At 74.2% G+C, this 16,813-nt stretch carries 15 protein-coding genes; 11 read left to right on the forward strand and 4 right to left on the reverse strand.

The genetic code is table 11. The features are described from left to right. Positions 1-131: 131 nt before the first annotated feature. On the forward strand, positions 132-1,139 hold the full coding sequence (locus tag D7294_RS28695; protein ID WP_120684720.1) for an aldo/keto reductase: 1,008 nt from the start codon (positions 132-134) through the stop codon (positions 1,137-1,139). A 120-nt stretch (positions 1,140-1,259) separates the two neighbouring features. Here the strand turns inward: D7294_RS28695 and D7294_RS28700 are convergent, their stop codons facing one another. Continuing rightward, entirely contained in the window at positions 1,260-2,405 is a 1,146-nt protein-coding gene (locus tag D7294_RS28700; protein ID WP_120684721.1) for a glutathione-independent formaldehyde dehydrogenase, read from the reverse strand. 203 nt (positions 2,406-2,608) lie between these two features. Between D7294_RS28700 and D7294_RS28705 the strand changes: the two genes are divergently transcribed. Continuing rightward, a complete protein-coding gene (locus D7294_RS28705; protein ID WP_120684722.1) occupies positions 2,609-3,568 on the forward strand; it encodes a D-2-hydroxyacid dehydrogenase family protein in 960 nt (319 codons plus the stop codon). A 115-nt stretch (positions 3,569-3,683) separates the two neighbouring features. Here the strand turns inward: D7294_RS28705 and D7294_RS28710 are convergent, their stop codons facing one another. Further along, positions 3,684-4,175 (reverse strand): MarR family winged helix-turn-helix transcriptional regulator, encoded by a 492-nt coding sequence (locus D7294_RS28710; RefSeq protein WP_120684723.1) that lies wholly within the window; start codon positions 4,173-4,175, stop codon positions 3,684-3,686. Between the two features lie 206 nt (positions 4,176-4,381). On the opposite strand from D7294_RS28710, the gene D7294_RS28715 reads away from it, so the two are divergent. The 4 genes from D7294_RS28715 to D7294_RS28730 all read left to right on the forward strand — a co-directional run bounded on the left by D7294_RS28715 (position 4,382) and on the right by D7294_RS28730 (position 10,837). Continuing rightward, entirely contained in the window at positions 4,382-5,866 is a 1,485-nt protein-coding gene (locus D7294_RS28715; protein ID WP_120684724.1) for an MFS transporter, read from the forward strand. A gap of 118 nt (positions 5,867-5,984) precedes the next feature. Continuing rightward, positions 5,985-6,968, forward strand: coding sequence for an aldo/keto reductase (locus D7294_RS28720; RefSeq protein ID WP_120684725.1), 984 nt, complete (start codon positions 5,985-5,987; stop codon positions 6,966-6,968). Positions 6,969-7,079: 111 nt separating this feature from the next. Beyond that, on the forward strand, positions 7,080-9,533 hold the full coding sequence (locus tag D7294_RS28725; RefSeq protein WP_241562692.1) for a SpoIIE family protein phosphatase: 2,454 nt from the start codon (positions 7,080-7,082) through the stop codon (positions 9,531-9,533). A 116-nt stretch (positions 9,534-9,649) separates the two neighbouring features. After that, complete coding sequence (locus tag D7294_RS28730; RefSeq protein WP_120684727.1) at positions 9,650-10,837, forward strand: aminotransferase-like domain-containing protein; 1,188 nt, start codon at positions 9,650-9,652, stop codon at positions 10,835-10,837. Between the two features lie 16 nt (positions 10,838-10,853). Here D7294_RS28730 and D7294_RS28735 read toward each other — a convergent pair whose 3' ends face one another. Next, complete coding sequence (locus D7294_RS28735; RefSeq protein WP_241562693.1) at positions 10,854-11,840, reverse strand: LysR family transcriptional regulator; 987 nt, start codon at positions 11,838-11,840, stop codon at positions 10,854-10,856. 74 nt (positions 11,841-11,914) lie between these two features. Between D7294_RS28735 and D7294_RS31685 the strand changes: the two genes are divergently transcribed. After that, entirely contained in the window at positions 11,915-12,121 is a 207-nt protein-coding gene (locus D7294_RS31685; protein ID WP_147450930.1) for a hypothetical protein, read from the forward strand. A 120-nt stretch (positions 12,122-12,241) separates the two neighbouring features. On the opposite strand, the gene prcB is transcribed toward D7294_RS31685, so the two are convergent. Next, positions 12,242-13,087 carry a proteasome subunit beta gene (gene prcB / locus D7294_RS28740; protein WP_241562694.1) on the reverse strand — a complete coding sequence of 282 codons (846 nt, stop codon included), beginning with the start codon at positions 13,085-13,087 and terminating at the stop codon, positions 12,242-12,244. 221 nt (positions 13,088-13,308) lie between these two features. Between prcB and D7294_RS28745 the strand changes: the two genes are divergently transcribed. The 4 genes from D7294_RS28745 to D7294_RS28760 all read left to right on the forward strand — a co-directional run bounded on the left by D7294_RS28745 (position 13,309) and on the right by D7294_RS28760 (position 16,337). Beyond that, on the forward strand, positions 13,309-13,734 hold the full coding sequence (locus D7294_RS28745) for a GNAT family N-acetyltransferase (RefSeq protein WP_206619580.1): 426 nt from the start codon (positions 13,309-13,311) through the stop codon (positions 13,732-13,734). Between the two features lie 33 nt (positions 13,735-13,767). Further along, positions 13,768-14,340 carry a GNAT family N-acetyltransferase gene (locus D7294_RS28750; RefSeq protein ID WP_120684730.1) on the forward strand — a complete coding sequence of 191 codons (573 nt, stop codon included), beginning with the start codon at positions 13,768-13,770 and terminating at the stop codon, positions 14,338-14,340. A gap of 123 nt (positions 14,341-14,463) precedes the next feature. Next, positions 14,464-15,252 carry a TetR family transcriptional regulator gene (locus tag D7294_RS28755; RefSeq protein WP_120684731.1) on the forward strand — a complete coding sequence of 263 codons (789 nt, stop codon included), beginning with the start codon at positions 14,464-14,466 and terminating at the stop codon, positions 15,250-15,252. A gap of 104 nt (positions 15,253-15,356) precedes the next feature. Then, complete coding sequence (locus D7294_RS28760; protein WP_120684732.1) at positions 15,357-16,337, forward strand: HpcH/HpaI aldolase/citrate lyase family protein; 981 nt, start codon at positions 15,357-15,359, stop codon at positions 16,335-16,337. The last annotated feature ends 476 nt before the right edge of the window (positions 16,338-16,813 follow it).

Consider the following 16,813-nt stretch of genomic DNA (forward strand, 5'->3'; position numbering starts at 1 on the left):
GGGGCCCGAGGCCGCCGTAAAAGGGGCGGCAAGCCCCGCCGCTTGACCTCGCGTGGACTCCAGCACCTAGCGTCGCCGACGTTCCCCGGCAGGAGCGGGGGACGCGGCTGATGTGAAGGAGGGTCCCAGAGATGGAGACCGTGGAACTCGGGGTCACCGGGCAGCGGGTCAGTCAACTGGCGCTCGGCTGCATGCTGATGGGGACCAGGACGGACGAGGGGACCTCGTTCGCCATGCTCGACCGCTACCTGGAGGCGGGCGGCGGCTTCCTCGACACCGCGAACTGCTACGCCTGGTGGGAGCGGCGCGGCGACTACGGAGGGCACAGCGAGTCGCTGCTCGGGCGGTGGTTCGCGCGCAGCGGGCGGCGCGACGACGTGTTCCTCGCGACCAAGGGCAGCGCCGTGATCGCGGATCTCGACGGCGTGTGGGGCGAGGACGGGCCGGACTGGACGCTGGCGCGCCGGCGTTTCGAGGGGGCGGGTGCCGAGACGCTGCGCCGGGCCCTCGACGACAGCCTGCGCAGGCTGGGCACCGACCACGTGGATCTGTACTACGTGCACGTGGACGACCTGGCGACGCCGCTTGAGGAGACGCTGGAGGGGCTGGCGGAGCTGGTGCGGGCCGGGAAGACCCGGTACATCGGCTGGTCCAACGCGCACACCTGGCGGCTGGAGCGGATCAGGCAGCTGTGCGAGCGCCACGGGTGGCCGGCGCCGGTGGCGCTGCAACAGGAGCACACCTATCTGCGGCCCAGGCGGGGGCTCGACCACTCCTCGATCGTCGACGACGAGCAGATGCACTATCTGCGGGCGCACCGGGACCTGAGCCTGGTGGCGTACTCGCCGATCCTCAAGGGGGTCTACGACGACGAGGCCAAGCGCCGGGGGCACTTCGCGATGGAGCCCTACGAGGGCGCCGACTCCGAGGCGCGGCTGAAGGTGCTCGCCGAGGTGGCCGCCGAGGTGGGGGCGACGCCGAACCAGACGGTGCTCGCCTGGATCCTGCACCGGCAGGAGCCGCGGATCTTCCCGCTGATCGGGCCGCGGACGCTGGAGCAGTACGAGGTGGCCGTCGCGGCGCTGGACGTGAAGCTGAGCGCGGAGCAGTTGGCGCGTCTGGACGCCGCGGGCGCCTGAGGCGCCCGCCCCCGCCCGGGGAAGAGCCGCGCACGCGGGCAGCCTTCGGCGGGGAGCGCCACCTCGTGCGCTCCCCGCCGTCGGCTCCCGGTCCGCGCCCGCAACGCCCCCGCGGGGGGTTCAGGCGGCGGTGACCATCGGTTTCAGCAGGACCTTCGTCCAGCCGTGCACCCGCTTGTCGAACTGGTCGTACGCCTCGGGGGCCTGTTCGAGGGGCAGCCGGTGGGAGACCACGAAGCTGGGCTCGGCCCGGCCCGCGATGATGAGGTCGCGCAGCTGCCTGTTGTACGCCTTGACGTTGGCCTGGCCGGTGCCCATCCGCAGGCCCTTCTCGAAGAACTTGCCGACGCGGAAGAGCAGTTCGCCGTGCTTGGCGCTCTCGGAAGGACCGCCGGGGTCCTCGGGCACGTAGAGGCCGACGACGCCGATGGTGCCGGTGGCCCGGACCGCCTCGATGAGCGTGTTGAGCACGAGGGCGGGCTGTTCCTCGCCCTCCGCGACGGTGGCCTGGTAGCCGACCGCGTCGATGCCCTTGTCGGTGCCGTCGCCGTTCGTCTGCTCCCTGATCTGCTCGACGGCGTCCGCCGTGGAGTAGTCGACGGGGATGGCGCCGATCTGCTCGGCGAGCAGCAGCCGGTCGGGCTGCCGGTCCACCACGAAGACCTTGGCGGCGCCGCGCAGCATCGCGGAGTAGGCGGCCATCAGGCCGACCGGGCCCGCGCCGAAGACGCACACCGACTCGCCGGGCGAGACCTGGGCCAGCTCGGTGGCGTGGTAGCCGGTGGGGAAGATGTCGGCGAGCAGCGCGAAGTCGTCCTCGTGCTCCTCGCCCGGGGGCAGCCGCAGGCAGTTGAAGTCGGCGAACGGCACCCTGAGGTATTCGGCCTGGCCGCCGGTGTAGGGGCCCATCGACACGTAGCCGTAGGCGCCGCCGGCGAAGCCGCGGTTCACGGTGAGGCAGAAGCCGGTCTTGCCCGCCAGGCAGTTGCGGCAGAAGCCGCAGGCCACGTTGAAGGGCATGACGACGCGGTCGCCCTTCTTGACGGTGGCGACGCCGGGGCCGACCTCCTCGACGATCCCCATGTTCTCGTGCCCGAAGACCATGCCGGACTTCGCGCCGGTCCTTCCCTCGTACATGTGCAGGTCGGAGCCGCATATCGCGGAGGTGGTCACGCGCACGAGCGCGTCCGTGGGGTCCTGGAGCGCGGCGTCGGTCACCTCCTCGACGGTCACCGAGTAGGGCTCCTGATAAACGACCGCCTTCACAGCTACCTCCCGCTCCCCGGCGAATGAGGGGAATTACTCCCTTTGCCCACTTTAGGGGTGGGGGCGGGGGGCCGCGACCGCAGCCGTGCGGTCCGGGGCGGCGGCCGGGCGCCCGGCGGCGATTACGCTGACTGCGCGCCCGGGGCCCGCCGCCGTGGCGAGCCCGGCACATGCCCGCTTGCGAACCTGCGAAGAGGTGGCCCATGCCCGCACCCCGTATCGCCGTCCTCGACGACTACCAGGAGGCCGCGCTCGGCAGCGCGGACTGGTCACCGCTTGAGGGCCGCGCCGACGTCACCGTCTTCACCGATCACCTGGCGGAGGAGGACGCGGTCGCGGAACGGCTGGCCGGCTTCGAGGTGGTGATCGCGATGCGGGAGCGGACCCCGTTCCCGCGCAGCCTGCTCGTCCGCCTGCCGGCGCTGCGGCTGCTGGTGACGGCCGGCATGGTCAACGCGGCGATCGACGTGGCGGCGGCGCGGGAGCTCGGCGTCACGGTCTGCGGCACCCGCAGCGGCCTGGCCGGGACCAGGGAGCTGATCTGGGGCCTGGTGCTGTCCCTGGTCCGCGACATCCCGGCGCAGGACGCCTCGATCAGGTCCGGCGGCTGGCAGCGCGGCCTCGGCGTCGAGCTGGCGGGCCGCACCCTGGGCATCCTCGGGCTCGGCAGGCTCGGCAGCGCCGTCGCCCGCTACGCCCACGCCTTCGACATGAACGTGGTGGCCTGGAGCGAGCACCTCACCGAGGCCGCCGCCGCCGAGCACGGGGCCGAACTGGTCTCCAAGCGGGAGCTGTTCGCGCGCAGCGACATCGTCAGCCTGCACGTCAGGCTCTCCGCGCGCAGCCGCGGCCTGGTCGGCGCGGAGGAGCTGCGCCTGCTCGGCCCGCGCGGCTACCTGGTCAACACCTCGCGCGGGCCGGTCGTGGACGAGGCGGCGCTGGTGGCCGCGCTGCGGGAGGGCACCATCGCCGGGGCGGCCCTGGACGTCTACGACCGCGAGCCGCTGCCCGCGGACCACCCGCTGCGCAGCGCCCCGCGCACGGTGCTCACCCCGCACATCGGATACGTGACCAGGGAGGGCCTGTCCGTCATCTACGGCGAGGCCGTGGAGGCGATCGTGGCCTGGCTGGACGGGGCGCCCGTGCGCGAACTCACCGCGTAGCGCCCGGCGCCACCCCGGCCGTGACGCGCCCCCGCCGCGCGCCGCCCTGCCCTGGCGGGCGCCGCCCGGGCCGCGCGCGTGAGGCCCGGCCGTGGTGGCGTGCCAGGCCGCCGTCTCAGCGGGGCGCCGGGAACTCGGGGGGCCGCGGCCAGGGGTGGCCCTTGACGCGTTCGCAGCGGGCGTTGAAGCGGGCGAGCAGGTGGGCGAACTGCCGCAGGTCCTCCCGGGACCAGTCCTCGAAGAGGACGGCGAGCCCGTCGCGGCGGCGCGCCCGCTCCGCCGCCAGCCGCCCGAGCCCCTCCTGGGTGATGGCCAGCCGCCTGGCCAGGCCCCCCTCGGGGTCGAGGTGCCGTTCGACGAGACCCGCCTTCAGCAGGGCCGCGGTCTGCCGGTTCACCGTGGAGGTGTCCAGGCCGAGCGCCTCGGCCAACTGCCCGATGGACATGGGGCCCTCGGCGTCGATGCGGCTCAGCAGCAGATGGGCGGACCGGTCCAGGCGGCCCTCGTGCCCCGCCGCCTGCCCGGGGCCGCAGCTCTCCAGGCCAGGGCACAGGTGATGGCGGCCGACGAGCATGAGTTCGCGCTCCAGATCGGACAACTCCTCCATGGCGGCCTCCTCTTCGATCGCCGGCCCGCCTCCCACAAACCGAAAGCAAGGGGGAAGCAAGTGGAAAGCAAGATAGTCGTGTTCAATCGAACAAGGACATGCATCCTACAACTCGTATGTACATTACATGAGACATGTATGATGCATCGCCGTTGCGCCCCGCCAGCGCCGGAACCCGGCCTGCGCAACGGAATCGGAGGCTTGCCATGGCTCAACCGCCCACGTCCGCCACGAACACCGCGCGGGCGCACACCGGCACGGGGACCATCGTCGCCGCGCTGGCCGGTGCCGGCATCACCGTCTCGATCATGCAGACCCTCGTGGTCCCCCTCATACCCGACCTGCCCCGCCTGCTCGGCGCCTCGTCCTCGGGGGCTTCCTGGGTCATCACCGCCACGCTGCTGACCGGCGCCGTCGCCACCCCCGTCATGGGCAGGCTCGGCGACATGTACGGCAAGCGCCGAATGCTGCTGACCTGTCTCGGCCTGCTGGTCGCCGGCTCGCTGGTGTGCGCCCTCAGCAGCTCCCTGGCCCCGATGGTCGCCGGCCGCGCGCTCCAGGGCTGCGCGATGGGCGTCATCCCGCTCGGCATCAGCATCATGCGCGACGAGCTCCCGCCCGAGCGGATGGGCTCGGCGATGGCCCTGATGAGCTCCTCCCTCGGCATCGGCGGCGCCCTCGGCCTGCCCGCCTCCGCCGCGATCGCCCAGAACACCGACTGGCACGTCCTCTTCTGGGGCTCCGCCGGGCTCGGCGTCCTGTCGATGACCGTGGTGCTGCTCTTCGTGCGCGAGTCGCCCGTCCGGGCCGGTGGCCGCTTCGATCTCGTCGGCGCCCTGGGGCTCTCGGCCGGCCTCGTCTGCCTCCTGCTCGCCATCTCGCAGGGCGCCGACTGGGGTTGGGGCAGCGCGGTGACGCTCGGCCTGTTCGCCGCCGCCGTCGTGCTGCTGCTCGTCTGGGGCGGCTGGGAACTGCGCGCCGGGCAGCCGCTGGTCGACCTGCGCACCACCGCGCGGCCCCGGGTGCTGCTGACCAACCTGGCCTCGGTGGTGCTCGGCTTCGCCATGTACGCCATGTCGCTCGTCCAGCCGCAGCTGCTCCAGCTGCCCGAGGAGACCGGCTACGGCCTCGGCAGGTCCATGGTCGTCGCCGGCCTGTGCCTGGCGCCCTCGGGCCTGGTGATGATGCTGGTCTCGCCGGTCTCCGCCCGCATCTCCGCCCGCTTCGGGCCCAAGATCTCCCTGATGAGCGGCGCCGCCGTCGTCGCCCTCGGCTACGGGGCCGGCATCCCGCTGATGGACGCCGTCTGGCAGATCGTCCTCGTCTCCTGCGTGATCGGCGCCGGCATCGCCATCGCCTACGCCGCCATGCCCGCGCTCATCATGTCCGCCGTCCCGCAGTCCGAGACCGCCGCGGCCAACGGCCTCAACACCCTGATGCGCGCCGTCGGCATCTCCTCGTCGAGCGCCGTGGTCGGCGTGCTGCTCGCCAACATGACCACCGACTTCGCCGGGCAGGCCCTTCCCTCCCTCAACGGCTTCCGCACCGCCTTCGCCATCGCCGCCCTCGGCTCGCTCGCCGCCGTCCTGGTGGCCGCGTTCATCCCGGCCCACCGGCCCGAGCGCGCGGTGGCGGCCCGCCCGAAGGCCCAGGGGGAGGCCGTGCCCGCCGACGCCGAGCCGGCCGGGTAGCCGGGCGGCCGGGCGCGCCGGACCTGCCGGGCCCGCCTGACCCCCGGACCTGCCAGACCCTTCCGGGCCTGCCGGGGCCCGCCGGGTGGCCGGGGCGCCCGCTTGCGAGAATGGGCCCGTGGAGAAGCGCGCATTCAGCAGACTGGACCGGCAGGCGTCCGTGATCGGCCTCGGCACCTGGCAGCTCGGGGCCGACTGGGGCCAGGTGCCCGAGGAGGACGCCCTGGCCGTCCTCTCGGCGGCCGTGGACGCCGGGGTGACCTTCCTGGACACGGCCGACGTCTACGGCGACGGCCGCAGCGAGCGGCTGATCGCCGCCTTCCGGCGGTCGCGGCCGGACGCGGAGGTCATGGTGGCCACGAAGATGGGGCGCCGGGTCGAGCAGGACCCGGCCCACTACACGCTGGACAACTTCCGCGCCTGGACCGACCGTTCCCGGGCCAACCTCGACGTCGACACCCTCGACCTGGTGCAGCTGCACTGCCCGCCCACCCCCGTCTTCTCCTCGGACGAGGTCTTCGACGCCCTGGACACCCTCGTCGCCGAGGGGCGCGTCGCGGCCTACGGGGTCAGCGTGGAGACCTGCGAGCAGGCCCTCACCGCGATCGCCCGCCCCGGCACCGCGAGCGTGCAGATCATCCTCAACCCCTTCCGGATCAAGCCGCTGGAGCGGGTGCTCCCGGCCGCGCGGGAGGCGGGCGTCGGGATCATCGCCAGGGTGCCGCTCGCCTCCGGGCTGCTGTCCGGCAGGTACACCGCGGACACCACCTTCGCCGCCGACGACCACCGCACCTACAACCGGCAGGGCGAGGCCTTCGACCAGGGGGAGACCTTCTCCGGGGTCGACTTCGCCACCGGGGTGGCCGCCGCGGCCGAGTTCGCCGCCCTCGCCCCGGCCGGCGCCACCCCGGCGCAGACCGCGCTGCGCTGGATCGTCCAGCAGCCCGGGGTCACCAGCGTGATCCCGGGGGCCAGGACCCCCGAGCAGGCACGGGCCAACGCGGCCGCCGCCGCGCTGCCGCCGCTGCCCGAGGCCACCCTGGAGGCCATCCGCGAGCTGTACGACCGGCGCTTCCGGGCCCAGGTGCACCACCGCTGGTAGCCGCGCGTGGCGGGACCCCTCCGCGGGGCGATACCGTTTCCGTAGCTATGGGCGCTTTGACGGCTCAACGGGCGGGCGCCCCCGACGGGCGCGAGGGTGAGGATGGGCGCGATGGACCGACCCGCTGGCGTCGTCGTCCCCGCGGCCGACGCCGCCTCCGCGGTGGTCGACGCCCGCGGCGTCGTGCGCGCCTGGAGCCCGGGGGCCGCGCGGCTCCTCGGGCACCAGGCGCAGGAGGTCGTGGGCCGGTCCGCGGCCGGCCTCGTCGCCCAGGACGTGCACTCCCTGGCCGCCCGCTGCGCCGGCGAGCGGTGCGGCTGGCACGGCTGGCTCGCGCTGCGTCACCGGGACGGCGCAGTGGTCCCCGCCGAGGTCAGGGCCTACCCGGCCGAGGACGGCGGGGGCACCACCACCTGGCTGCTGCACGCGGGCGTCACCCAGTCGAGCGCCGACTACCACCGGCTGCTCGAATGGGCCATCGACCAGTCCGCCAGCTCCCTCGGCATCTACGACGTCGACGCCAGGGTCCGGTTCGTCAACGCCACCGTGCTGCGTGACCTCGGCGTCACCAGGGAGGACTCCATCGGCCGCCACCTGGAGGAGATCTTCCGGGACAGCGAGGCCATCCGCACCGAGGCCGGCCTCACGGACGGCGAGTTCGAGGAGTCGGTGCGCTCCCTGGCCGAGGTCAGCGAGCTGATCCGGGAGGTGGCGCGCCGCAACGAGCCCCGCCGCCAGGAGGTGTCCGGGCCCCGGGCCGGAACCCCGGGCCACGTCACCTGGTCCCTGGAGATCTCGCCCATCCGCGACCCCGGGGGCCAGGTGCGCGGCGTGTTCGTCGCCGCCACCGACGTCACCGAGCAGAGCCTCGCCAGGCAGCGGCTCAACCTGCTGAACACCGCAGGCGACCGGATCGGCAGCACCCTCGACGTCAACCGCACGGCCCAGGAACTCGCCGCCACCCTGGTCCCCGAGCTGTGCGACTTCGCCACCATCGACCTCCTCCCCGAGGTGGCGGGCGGCGGCGAGCCCCCCGCCGTCGCCCCCGGCGGCACGATCACCCTGCGCCGCGCCGCCCACCAGTCCATCCACGACGGCATCCCCGAGTCCGTCGTCCCCGTCGGGCAGCTGGACACCTACCCCGACTACTCGCCGCCCGCCCGCTGCCTGGTCACCGGCCGCCCCTTCGTGGACGACCTGCCCTCGCCCAGCTTCGAACGCTGGATCGACGAGGACCCCGAGCGCAGGGAACGCGCCCGCGTCTACGGCTACCACTCGATCATGACCGTCCCGCTGCGCGCCCGCGGCACCGTCCTCGGCACCGCGCTGATGCTCCGCAGCCGCCAGGACTCCTTCGTGCGCGACGACGTCCTCCTCGCCGGGGAGCTGTGCGCCAGGGCCGCCGTCAGCGTCGACAACGCCAGGCGCTACGCCCGCGAGCGCGGCACCGCCCTCGCCCTCCAGCGCAGCCTGCTGCCGCAGCAACTGCACGGCCAGGTCGCCGTCTACGTCGCCTCCCGGTACCTGCCCGCGGGCGGCAGGGCCGGGGTGGGCGGCGACTGGTTCGACGTGATCCCGCTCTCCGGCACCCGCGTCGCCCTCGTCATCGGTGACGTCGTCGGCCACGGCCTGCACGCCTCGGCCACCATGGGCCGGCTGCGCACCGCCGTGCGCACCCTCGCGGACGTGGACCTGCCGCCCGACGAACTCCTCACCCACCTCGACGACCTGGTCTCCCACCTCGCCGAGCAGGAGGGCGTCGACGAGCCGGGGCAGGACCCCACCGGCGAGATCGGCGCCACCTGCCTCTACGCCGTCTACGACCCCGTCTCCCGGCAGTGCGTCATGGCCAGCGCCGGGCACGCCCCGCCGGTGATCGTCACCCCCGGGGGCGCCGCCACGGGCGTCGGCCTCAGCCCGGGGCCGCCGCTCGGCGTGGGCGGGCTGCCCTTCGAGTCGGTCTCCCTCGAACTGCCCGTCGGCAGCCTCATCGCCCTCTACACCAACGGCCTGATCGACCCGAAGAACCGGGAGTTCGACGAGGGCCAGCACCTGCTGCGCGAGGTGCTGGCCCAGCCCTCCGACTCCCTGGGCACCACCTGCGACCGGGTGCTGCGGACCCTGCTGCCGGAACGCCAGGTCGACGACGCCGCGCTGCTGCTCGCGCGCACCAGGGCCCTCGACGCCGAGCACGTGGCCACGATCGACCTCGACCAGGACCCGGCGCTGGTGGCCAGTGCCCGCAAGGCCGCAGGCGAGCAACTCGTCGCCTGGCACCTGCCGGAGGCGGCGTTCATCACCGAACTCGTGGTGAGCGAGCTGGTCACCAACGCCATCAAGCACGCCTCCCCACCCATCCGGCTGCGGCTGATCCGCGGCGAGACCTCACTGATCTGCGAGGTCTCCGACGGCAGCAGCACCGCCCCCCACCTGCGCCGCGCCCGCACCTTCGACGAGGGCGGGCGCGGCCTGCTGCTGGTGGCCCAGCTCTCCCAGCAGTGGGGCACCAGGCAGACCCCCACGGGCAAGACCATCTGGGCGGAACAGCAGCTCCCCGGCGGCTGAGCGCGACCCCGGCCCGGCCGCGCGACCCCGGGCCCGGCCGCGCGACGGATGCCGGCCGCGCGACCACATGCCGGAAAGGCCGGGGCCGCCGCGGGCGGAATTCGTACACTTCCCGCATGACCAGCCGAACCGCAGCCCCTGCCCTCGCCTCCCGCGCCCGTTCGGTCGGTTCCTCACCCGTACGCGAGATCCTCGCCCTCACCGCGCGGCCCGAGGTCATCTCCTTCGCCGGCGGCCTGCCCGCCCCCGACCTCTTCGACGCCGCGGCGATACGCGCCGCCTACGACCGGGTGCTCGCCGAGGACCCGCACCGCGCCCTGCAGTACTCCACCACCGAGGGCGACCCGGCGCTGCGGGCCGCGGTCGCCGCCAGGCTCGGGGCGCGCGGCCTGCCGACCGGTCCCGACGACCTCCTGGTCACCGGGGGCTCCCAGCAGGCGCTGACCCTGATCGCGACGGCGCTGCTCGAACCGGGAGACGCCGTCCTCGTGGAGGACCCGACCTACCTGGCGGCGTTGCAGTGCTTCGGCTTCGCGGGAGCGCGGGTGGTCCCGGTGCCCTGCGACGAGGAGGGCATCGACCCCGAGGCGCTGGCCGGCCTGGTGGACCGGGAGCGGCCCAAGCTGCTCTACCTCGTCCCCAACTTCCAGAACCCGACCGGCCGCACGCTGCCCGCCGAGCGCCGGCGTGCCCTCGCCGAGGTCGCGGCGCGGCACGGCCTGTGGATCGTCGAGGACGACCCGTACGGCGAGCTGAGGTTCGGCGGCCGGGAGGTCCCGTGGATCTCCTGCTTCGAGGCGGCGGGCGACCGCACGGTGCTGCTCGGCAGCTTCTCCAAGATCATGGCGCCCGGGATGCGGCTGGGCTGGCTCCGCGCCCCCGCCGACCTGCGGCGCGCCTGCGTGATCGCCAAGCAGGCCGCCGACCTGCACTCCTCCACGGTGGACCAGGCCGCGGCCGCCAGGTATCTCGCCGACGCCGACCTCGACGGCCACCTCGCGCGGGTCCGCGCCGCCTACCGGGCCCGCAGGGACGCCCTGCTCGACGGTCTCGGCGCCGCGCTGCCGCCCGGCAGCACCTGGAACCGGCCCGAGGGCGGCATGTTCGTCTGGGTCAGGCTGCCCCAGGGGCAGGACGCGACCGCCCTGCTGCGCAAGGCCGTGACCCACGACGTCGCCTACGTCCCCGGCGCCCCCTTCTACGCCGGGCCGCCGGACCCGGCCACCCTGCGCATGTCCTTCACCACGCACACTCCCGCGGAGATCAGGGAGGGCCTGGCGCGGCTGGCCAGGACCTTCGGCTGAACGGCCCCGGCGCCCCTCAGCGCGGCTCCGCGAGGGCGGCGCCCTCCGGCGCGGGGCGCGGGGGAGGGGAGGCGGCCGGCCGGCCCGGGCCGGCCGGACCCGCGGCCGCCACCTCGGCCAGCGCGCGCAGCCCGTGCGCGACCAGCGGGTGGGTGCGGCTGCCCTGCCGGACGCAGGTGAGGATGCGGCGGCTCAGTACCGGCTCGCCCGTCAGCGGCACCCGGACCGTGGCGTGGCTGGCGGGGATCTCGGTGAGCCGCGGGAAGAGGGAGACCCCCAGACCGTGGCAGACCATCGCGGAGACCACGTGCCACTCCTTGGCCCAGTGGGCGATCCGCGGCGAGAATCCGGCCACCGCGCAGAACACCAGCACCCGCTGGTAGTGGTCGCAGCTGCCAGGCATCGGCAGCACCCAGTCCTCGTTCGCCGTGTCCGCCAGCGTCGCCTGCCCGCGCGCGGCGAGCGGGTGCCCGGCGGGCACGATCAGGTCGAGCGGCTCCTCCAGCAGCGGCTGCTGGTCGAAGCGGGAGTCGCTGGGGTGCGGGAAGTCCTCCGAGGGGGCCAGGACCGCGATGTCGGCGTCGGTGGAGAGCAGCAGGTCGAAGCTCGCCGCCGTCTCGGCCTCGGTCACCTGCACCCGCAGCCCCGGGTGCCGCTCCCGCAGCAGCGGCATGGCCGGGGCGATCAGCCCGCTGACGGCGCTGGGGAAGCCGCACAACCGCAGCAGGCCCGCCCGGCCCTCGCGGTAGGCGTCCAGCGCGGACTCCGCCTCCTCCCAGCGGGCGAGGAGCGCGTCACCGTGCTCGATGACCAGGTGCGCGGCGCCCGTCAGCCGGATGCCCCGCCCCTGCGGCTCGATCAGCGTCACCCGCAACTCCCTGGCCAGCTCCCGGAGATGGTGGGAGACGGCGGAGGGCGTCAGGTGCAGGGCCGCCGCGGCGGCCGTCACGGTCCCGTGCTGGTGGACGGCCCGCAGCACCTGCAGGCGACGCAGATCAATCATGAAACCATTTTGCACATAGTCGCGAGAAAACATGCAATGGACGTGCACGGTTGGGTCGCCGCACACTGAACTCCATGACCGCACCGACGATTGCGAAGAGCCCGACGCCCCCTACCGCATCGGCCCCCGTGGAGATCTCCCGGCACGTCACCGGCGAGGGGACCGTCCTGTGGCTGCGCTGCACCTGCGGCAGGCTGCGGATGGTGAGCACCCCCGACTCGCCCCTCGGCACCCCGCTCGTCGCCGGCGGCAGCACCCCCGGCTGCCCCGACTGCCCCTGAGCCCCCGGGGGCCCGGGCGCGCCGGAACGGCGGCCGCCCCCCGGCCCCTCCGGCGCACGCCCACCGGGCGCCGCCGCCCCGCGCCACCCCCGGGCGCGGGGCGGCGGCGCCGTTCCGCACTCAGCCGGCGGAGGCCACCGGCCCGTCCGGGCGCCGCAGGCGCTGGTCGACCACCGCGCGGGCCTTCCGGGAGACCTCCTCCTCGGACAGCTCCCGGTACCCCGACTCGGTGATCAGCGCGACCAGCGGGAAGACCCGGCGCGTGAGGTCGGGTCCGCCGGTGGCCGTGTCCTCGTCCGCCGCGTCGTAGAGCGCCTGCACGGCGGCGGTGACGACCTCGTCCTCGCTCATGCCGGGCCGGTACAGCTTCTTCAGCGCCGCCTTGGCGAAGGGGGAGCCGGAGCCGGTGCCGTCGAACTCGTACTCCTCGTGGTAACCGCCCGTGATATCGAAGGAGAAGATGCGGCCCTTCTCCGCCGCCAGGTCGTAGCCGGCGAACAGCGGGACCACCGCCAGGCCCTGCATCGCCATGCCGAGGTTGCCCCGGATCATCGTGCTCAGCCGGTTGACCTTGCCCGGCAGCGAGAGCCGGGTGCCCTCGACCTTCTCGTAGTGCTCCAGTTCCAGCTGGAAGAGGCGGAGCATCTCCACGGCCGGGCCCACCGCGCCCGAGTAGCCCACGGCGGAGAACTCGTCCGCCCTGGCCACCTTGTCGGCGTCCCGGTGCGCGATCAGGTTGCCCTGGGTGAGGCGGCGGTCCCCGGCGATCAGCGCGCCCTCGGCGTAGACCGCGGCCACGATCGTGGTGCCGTGCGGGATCTCCAGGGCCCGGCCCGCCTCGGGCAGGGACCGGCGGCCGGGCAGGGACTCGGGAGCGTGCTCCGCGAGGAAGTCGAGGAACGAGGGCGATCCGGGGGCGAGGAACGCTGCGGGCAGCTCACCCCACTCGGAGACATCGGCCGGCACGGCTTCTCCCCTTTCTCCGCTTGTGCTGCGTTTCCCGGTTTCCCGTGTGTGCTCCACCGCGTGGCTGCGGTTTCCCCGCTGCGCTGCTGCCAGCGCATCTCCCGCGGCTCTCTCTTGCTTCCCCCGCCGCGCACCCGGCACTCCGGGCACGCGCGGACTGCCGCCCATCGTAAGGGTTTTGGCCGGCCGCACCGGATCGCGCCCGGCGGTAGCGTGGCCGCGTGATCCGCTACACCGAGGACCCGGGCGAGGTCCACGAGGAGATGCTGACCGGCTTCTTCGCCGACTGGCCCAGGGCCCCCACGCCCGCGCAGCACCTGGCGGTGCTGCGCGGCAGCCACCGCGCGGTGCTCGCCGTCGACGAGGAGACCGGCGCGGCCGTCGGCTTCGTCAACCTGCTCAGCGACGGGGTGCTGACGGCGTTCGTCCCCTGGCTCGAGGTGCTGCCCGGCTACCGGGGCCGCGGCATCGGAACCGAGCTGATGCGCCGGGTCCTGGCCGGGACCGAGGGCCTCTACTCGATCGACCTCATGTGTGACGAGCCGCTGCTGCCGTACTACGCGCGCTTCGGCATGGTGCCCCTGGGCGGCGCCACGCTGCGCCACCGGGAGGCGCTGGCCCCCCGCGAGGAGGGGAAACCGACATGAGTTCGGTGCCGGGCGCCGCCTACGCTGCGTGCCATGCGCATCGACATACGTGAGATGGCCGAGGCGGACGCCGACTCCGTCGCCTCGCTGCGGGTCCTCGGCTGGCGCCACGCCTACCGGGGGCTGATGCCGGGGGACTTCCTGGAGAGCATGCGGCCGGAGCGGGCGGCCGAGCGGCTGCGCGCGGAGGCGGGCGCCGGGCCCGGGGGCCTGGTCCATCTCGTCGCCGACGCGGGCGAGGCCGGGGTCGTGGGCTGGGCGAACGTCGGGCCCTACCGGCCGGTCGAGGGCGTCGACGGCCCGCCGCCCGCGCTCCCGGCCTCCGACGCGCCCCCCGGCGGCTCCCCCGCGCCGGACTGGGGCGAGCTGCACGCCCTCTACCTGCACCCCGAGTTCATCGGCCGGGGCCTCGGCCGGGAACTGCTGCGGGCCTCGCTCGGCGTCCTCGGCGAGCAGGGCCGCCACCGGGTGCGGCTGTGGGTGCTGCAGGGCAACGCCCACGCCCGCCGCTTCTACGAACGGGCGGGTTTCGCCGCCGACGGGGCCGAGCAGACCCTGCGGATCTCCGGAACGCTCCTGACCGACCTGAGGTACTCCCGCGCCTGAGCGCCCCCCTTTTTTCCCTCCGCCGCGCGCGGCGGAGGGGGCTTCCCTCCCGTCTTCCCTCCCGTCCCACAGGTCACCTGAGTCCCGGAGGTGGCGGGGAATGAGGGGGTGCCGGGGTGGCGGATGCAGTACGTTCGCTCCATGGCCCAGCCCGTCAAGTCCGCGTCCCGCCCGCAGAGCTCCGCGCAGCGTCTGAAGGTGCGCCGCGAACTCGCCGCGGCGGCCATGGAGCTCTTCGAGACCAAGGGATACGAGGCGACCACCGTCGACGAGATCGCCGCCGCCGCCGGGGTGGCCAGGCGTACCTTCTTCCGCCACTTCCGCTCCAAGGAGGAGGCGATCTTCCCCGACCACGACGACACCCTGGTCCGGGTGGAGGCGGTGCTGGACGCTGCCCCGCCGCACGAGAACCCGCTCGACACCGTCTGCCGCGGGATCAAAGAGGTCATGAAGATGTACGCGGTCTCGCCCGCCGTCTCCGTGCAGCGCTACAAGCTGACCCGCGAGGTGCCCACGCTGCGCGAGCGGGAGATCGCCTCCGTGTCCCGCTACGAGCGGCTCTTCACCCGCTACCTGCTCAGCCAGTTCGACGAGAACTCCCACAACGGCGACGAGCCGCTGCTCGCCGAGGTCGCCGCCGCCGCCGTGGTCACCGCGCACAACCACGTGCTGCGCCGCTGGCTGCGCAGCGGCGGCCAGGGCGACGTGGAGGCCGAACTCGACCACGCCTTCGCCATCGTGCGCCGCACCTTCGGCTCGCTGCCGGTGATCGCGGCCGCCTCGCCGGGCCAGGCCCCCGCCGTGTCCGCCTCGGCAACGGGCGAGGTGCTGGTGACCGTGGCCAGGACGGACGCGCCGCTGAGCGAGGTCATGCGCACCATCGAGCAGGCGCTGCGCCCGCGCCTGGGCTGAGGCGCCCCGGCCGCGGCCGGGCCCCGGCCCGCCCCCCGGCCCCGGCCCGCCCCCCGGCCCCGGCCGGCCGCGCGCCCGGGCGGGTTCCGTGGCAGATTCTCCGCATGGTCTCCCGCAACATTCCGCCCACCGGCGATCGACAGCGCCCCCGCCGCTCCTGCCTCGCGGTGCCGGGCAGCAGCCCCCGTTTCCTGGAGAAGGCCCAGGGACTCGACGCCGATCACGTGTTCCTCGACCTGGAGGACGCCTGCGCCCCGCCCGTGAAGGAGGAGGCGCGGCACCTGGTCGTCGCGGCGCTGAACGAGGGCGACTGGCGCGGCAAGACCCGGGCGGTCCGGGTCAACGACTGGAGCACGCACTGGACGTACCGGGACGTGATCACGGTCGTGGAGGGGGCCGGGGCCGCCCTCGACTGCGTGGTGCTGCCCAAGGTCCGCGACGCCGCCCAGGTCGGGGCCCTTGACCTGCTGCTGACCCAGATCGAGCGCACGGTGGGCCTTGAGCCCGGCCGGATCGGGATCGAGGCGCAGATCGAGGACGCCGCGGGGCTGGTCCACGTCGACGAGATCGCCGCCGCCTCCCCGCGCCTTGAGGCGCTGGTCTTCGGCCCCGCCGACTTCATGGCCTCCCTGAACATGAAGTCCCTGTCCGTCGGCGAGCAGCCCCCGGGCTACCCCGCCGACGCCTATCACTACGTGCTGATGCGCATTCTCGTCGCGGCGCGCGCCAACGGGCTCCAGGCCATCGACGGCCCCTACCTGAAGATCCACGAGCTGGACGGCTTCCGTGAGGCGGCGGGCCGGGCCGCGGCGCTCGGCTTCGACGGCAAGTGGGTGCTGCACCCCGGGCAGATCGCGGCCTGCAACGAGGTCTTCTCGCCCGCGCAGGAGGACTACGACCGCGCCGAACTCATCCTGGACGCCTATGCCTTCCACACCTCACGGGAGGGCGGCGCCCGGGGGGCGGCGATGCTGGGGGAGGAGATGATCGACGAGGCGAGCCGGAAGATGGCGCTCGTCGTCGCCGCCCGCGGCCGGGCCGCGGGGCTGGCGCGCACCGCGGCCTTCGAACCGCCCGGAAGTTGAGCGCCTGACCAAGGATTGGCCTGCTTTTTGCCAAGCCATGGGATTGTCCCGCCTGGCCGCGGTGCGCCGGGGCGGGCGGGGCGCCTGGGGCGCGCGCGACACGCGGAGCGCCGCGGCGGGCCGCTGTCCCGCGCCCGCTCACAGCCGGTGACCGGCCGCGCGCGCCGCGACCGGCCCCAAGTCTCTGTTTTTGCGGCGGAACGGCCCCCCGGGCGCCCGCGCCCCCGCCCCGCGAGGGGGCCGGTCAACTCCCTTGCGCCCGCCGTCTTTTCTTCACGCAACGCGAGATTCTGCGACCCTCGCGTGTGCGTGCGGTGGAGGCAGGCGGGCAATGGTCCGGCCAAAAGCGGCGGGCGATCCGGCTCCCCGGACCCCGCGGGGGGCGCGCGCAAGCGAAGAGAATGTCCGTTATGGGCGTTATATGGGGTGCCGGGGGAGGCCCCGACCGGCCCACTGGCTTGCCGAGTTGCCGCCGG

This window comes from Streptomyces hoynatensis, assembly GCF_003626535.1.
Lineage (GTDB): Bacteria > Actinomycetota > Actinomycetes > Streptomycetales > Streptomycetaceae > Streptomyces > Streptomyces hoynatensis.

What these genes read in the sequence shown, in the direction of transcription:
- D7294_RS28695 (WP_120684720.1), top strand. Translation starts at nt 132, where the DNA reads ATGGAGACCGTGGAACTCGGGGTCACCGGGCAGCGGGTCAGTCAACTG.
- D7294_RS28705 (WP_120684722.1), top strand. Translation starts at nt 2,609, where the DNA reads ATGCCCGCACCCCGTATCGCCGTCCTCGACGACTACCAGGAGGCCGCG.
- D7294_RS28710 (WP_120684723.1), bottom strand. Translation starts at nt 4,175, where the DNA reads ATGGAGGAGTTGTCCGATCTGGAGCGCGAACTCATGCTCGTCGGCCGC.
- D7294_RS28715 (WP_120684724.1), top strand. Translation starts at nt 4,382, where the DNA reads ATGGCTCAACCGCCCACGTCCGCCACGAACACCGCGCGGGCGCACACC.
- D7294_RS28725 (WP_241562692.1), top strand. Translation starts at nt 7,080, where the DNA reads ATGGACCGACCCGCTGGCGTCGTCGTCCCCGCGGCCGACGCCGCCTCC.
- D7294_RS28730 (WP_120684727.1), top strand. Translation starts at nt 9,650, where the DNA reads ATGACCAGCCGAACCGCAGCCCCTGCCCTCGCCTCCCGCGCCCGTTCG.
- D7294_RS28735 (WP_241562693.1), bottom strand. Translation starts at nt 11,840, where the DNA reads ATGATTGATCTGCGTCGCCTGCAGGTGCTGCGGGCCGTCCACCAGCAC.
- D7294_RS31685 (WP_147450930.1), top strand. Translation starts at nt 11,915, where the DNA reads ATGACCGCACCGACGATTGCGAAGAGCCCGACGCCCCCTACCGCATCG.
- D7294_RS28750 (WP_120684730.1), top strand. Translation starts at nt 13,768, where the DNA reads ATGCGCATCGACATACGTGAGATGGCCGAGGCGGACGCCGACTCCGTC.
- D7294_RS28755 (WP_120684731.1), top strand. Translation starts at nt 14,464, where the DNA reads ATGCAGTACGTTCGCTCCATGGCCCAGCCCGTCAAGTCCGCGTCCCGC.
- D7294_RS28760 (WP_120684732.1), top strand. Translation starts at nt 15,357, where the DNA reads ATGGTCTCCCGCAACATTCCGCCCACCGGCGATCGACAGCGCCCCCGC.